This window comes from Pseudomonas sp. 5P_5.1_Bac1 (assembly GCF_025466015.1).
Classification (GTDB): Bacteria; Pseudomonadota; Gammaproteobacteria; order Pseudomonadales; family Pseudomonadaceae; genus Aquipseudomonas.
Map to the genome: position 1 here is coordinate 1 of NZ_JANLNX010000089.1, position 3,843 is coordinate 3,843.

At 66.2% G+C, this 3,843-nt stretch carries 1 protein-coding gene; it reads left to right on the forward strand.

The window, feature by feature from the left end; genetic code table 11:
- A partial coding sequence (locus tag NTD82_RS18385) for a beta strand repeat-containing protein (protein ID WP_262129715.1) occupies positions 1-3,843 on the forward strand: 3,843 nt, incomplete at both ends.

Consider the following 3,843-nt stretch of genomic DNA (forward strand, 5'->3'; position numbering starts at 1 on the left):
GCGATCCAGTACTGGGATGGCATCTCGTTGGCCGGCAACGGCGCCGTCGAGGGTGGCAGTGGCGTCTGGAACGCGACCAATACCAACTGGACCAAGTCCAGCGGGGCCATCAACGATGTCTGGAGAGGCGTTTCGGCGATCTTCCAGAATGGCTCGGGCACCGTGGTGATCCAGGACATCCAGACCATTAGCGCCCTGCAGTTCAAGAGCGATGGCTACGTGTTGTACGCCGACGTGGCGGATGGCCTGAACCTGGTCAACGGCACCGGTGGTTCGGCGCTGGTCACTGTCGACAGCGGCATTACCGGAACGCTGGATACCCCGCTCTCCGGCACCGGAAAACTGCAGAAGAGCGGGGCCGGGACACTGGTTCTCACCCGTAGCAACCGCTACAGCGGCGGCACCACCCTGAGCGCGGGTACGCTGCTTGTCCGTGATGACGCCGCCCTGGGCAGCGCTGCGTTGAGCCTCGCCTCCGGCACCACCCTGCAGACCGACAGGTTCGAGCAGAGGCTGGCCAATAACCTGGTCTTCAGCGGTGTGTCCAACATCAATGTCGATGCCGGGTCCCTGACGTTGAGCGGCGGTGTCAGTGGTGCCGGTGGCCTGATCAAGATCGGCACCGGCAGCCTGACGCTGAGCGGCAATAACACCCAGTTGGGCAATACCTGGCTCAACGCCGGTGGCCTGGTGCTGGGCAGCAACACCGCGCTGGGCGCGGGTGCGCTGATCACGGCCCACAACACCACGCTCGACAGCAGCCTGTCGGGTGCGCTGATTGGCAACAACGTGGCGCTCAACGGTGACCTGACCGTTCTCGGCACCCGCGACATGTCCCTCACCGGCGTCGTGTCCGGCACCACCAACCTGACCAAGACCGGCGCCAGTACGCTGAGCCTGACCGGCGCCAATACCCTGAGCGGCACCGTCACCCTGAACCAGGGCACCCTTCGCCTGGGCCAGAGCGCCTCGATGGGTAACGCCAGCCTGGTCGTCAGCGGTGCGTCCAGCCTGGAATCGGGCGGGAACGTCACCCTGTCCAGGATCGTCAACCTCCAGGCGAACCTGACGGTCGCCGGGGCCAACGACCTGACCTTCGCGAGCGCCCTCTACGGCACGGGCGGCCTGATCAAGGACGGTAGCGGCAAGCTGACCCTCAATATGCTGAACCTGTACCAGGGCACGACGACCCTGAAGAATGGCACCGTGGTCCTGGGTGGAACCTTGGGCACCGGCCAGCTCAATGTCACCGGTACCGCTACCCTCGAGACCCTGGCGCTGCCGCCGAACCAGTCCGTGACGCTGGACAACGCCAACGTCGCCATCAATGGCGCCCTGACGGTGAACACCGCCGGCAGGGTGTTGGTGTCCGGGACCGTTTCTGGCACAGGCAGCCTGACCAAGACGGGTGCTGAAACACTCAGCCTGACCAACAGCAGTACGTTCGGGGGCATTTACAACATCGACGGCGGCCGCCTGTCCACCAACCTCGCCACCAGCCTGGGCAACCCGACGCAGGTCAATATCGCGTCCGGCGCCAGCCTGCTGCTGGCCAATGGCGGTACCACCGAGCAACTCAACGGCGCGGGCAGCGTCCAGATCAGCGCCGGTGATTTCCGCGTTGGCGCGGGCACCTTCAGCGGTGACATGAGCCCCACAAGTGGCAGCGGCGGTCTGGTCAAGTTCGGCAACGGCACGCTGTCGCTCAGTGGCAACAACACCCTGAGTTCTATCGTGGTAGACGGTGGCACCTTGCGTTTCGACGGCCAGGGCAGTGGCCCGGTGTCCGTCCAGAACGGCGCAACCCTGACCGGCAGCGGCGCGCTGACCGACGCGGTGACCATCGCTAACGGCGGCCACTTGAGCCTGGCCGGCGGCTCGGTGCTGACCCTCGGTTCGCTGGTGCTGAACGACACGTCCAATCTCGATGTCGCCCTGGGCGCCGTCACACCGGGCGCGGCGGGCCTGGCCAACGTCACCGGCAACCTGACCCTCGACGGCAGGCTCAACATCGCCAATACCGGCGGCTTCGGCATCGGCGTGTACCGCCTGTTCGATTATGGCGGTACGCTGACCAACAACGGCCTGGATTTCGGCACGCTGCCGAGTGGCGTTCCGCTCAACGAGCTGGCGTTGCAGACCAACGTCGCCAACCAGATCAACCTGGTCGTCGGCGGCGCCGCCGATATCCGCTTCTGGGACGGCAGCCAGTTGACCGGCAACAGCGTCGTCGACGGCGGCGACGGCACCTGGAACAGCACCAACAGCAACTGGACCACCACCAACGCGGGCTTCAACGAGGCCTGGAACAGCACCTTCGCGGTGTTCCAGGGCGCGGCGGGCACCGTCACCGTTGACGGCACCCAAAGCGTCACCGGGTTGCAGTTCATCAACAACTACACCCTTGCCGGCGGCAGTGCCGGCCAGTTGCAACTGGTCAGCGGCATCAGCGGCGACACCGCGGTTCGCGTCGACAGCGGCAAGACCGCCATCCTCGACGTCAACCTCACCGGCAACGGCATCCTGAACAAGTTGGACAGCGGCACTCTGGTGCTCAATGGCAGCAACAGCCATACCGATGGCACCCGCCTCTCGGGCGGCACCCTGGTACTGGGCAACAACGACGCGCTGGGTTCCGGCAGCCTGACGACTTCCGCCGGCACCACCCTGGACACCAACACGGCGCTCAGCCTGATCAATGATCTGCACCTCAATGGCGCACTGACGCTGGGCGGCAGCCATGACCTCGTACTGAACGGTCTGGTACTTGGCAATGGCACGCTGGTGAAGAATGGCAGCGGCACGCTGACCCTGAACCAGGCCAACGACTACGCTGGCACCACGCTCAACGCCGGCACGCTGCTCCTGGGCAACAGCGCCGCCCTGGGCGTCGGCCAGCTCACTGTCGCTGGCCCGGCCAGCCTCGATACCAGCGCGGCAATGACGTTGGGCAACGCCATCGATTTCGGCGTCAATACCGGTTCCCGCCTGACCCTGGCCGGCAACCATGACCTGACCCTCAGTGGCGTGCTGAGCGGCAACGGCACCCTGATCAAACAAGGCGTCGGCACCGTCGACCTGACGGGCAACAACGATTTCAGCGGCAGCTACCGCATCGACAATGGTCGCCTCAACCTGTTGGGCAGCACGACCACCGGCAACCCGGCGATCGACATCAGCACCGCCGGCACCCTCGGTGTCGGTGCCAGCAGCGCGGTGGGCCTGCTCAGCGGGCAGGGCGCCATCGCCCTGGAAAACAACAGCGTGCTGACCGTGGCCGGCGGCAATTACACCGGCGCCATCAGCGGCACCGGCGGCCTGAACAAGGCCGGTCTCGGCATCCTGACCCTGTCCGGCGTCAGCAGCATCAGCGGCACCACCACGGTGAGCGAAGGCACCCTGTCCGTCACCGGCCAGGGCGTGCTGGGCACCTCTGGGCTGACCGTCGCCAACGGCGCCACCCTCGCTGGCACGGGCCGCATCGACGGTGCCGTGACCCTCGCCGACGGCGGCCACGTGCAGCTCGCGAGCAGCACCACCCTGACCACCGGCGCCTTGACCCTCAACAACGACGCCAACCTCGACGCCTTCCTCGGCGCTGCGGTCGCGGGCCAGGCCGGAATGCTCAAGGTCAACGGCAACCTGGTGCTCGACGGCAAGCTCAACGTCACCGACGCCGGCGGCTTCGGCCTGGGCGTGTACCGCCTGATCGACTACACCGGCAGCCTCACCGACAACGGCCTGGCAATCGGCACGATCCCCGGCGGCCTGGTAGCGGGCGACCTGGAAGTGCAAACCAGCGTCAACAATCAGGTCAACCTGCTGGTCGGCGGCGCGGCGGGT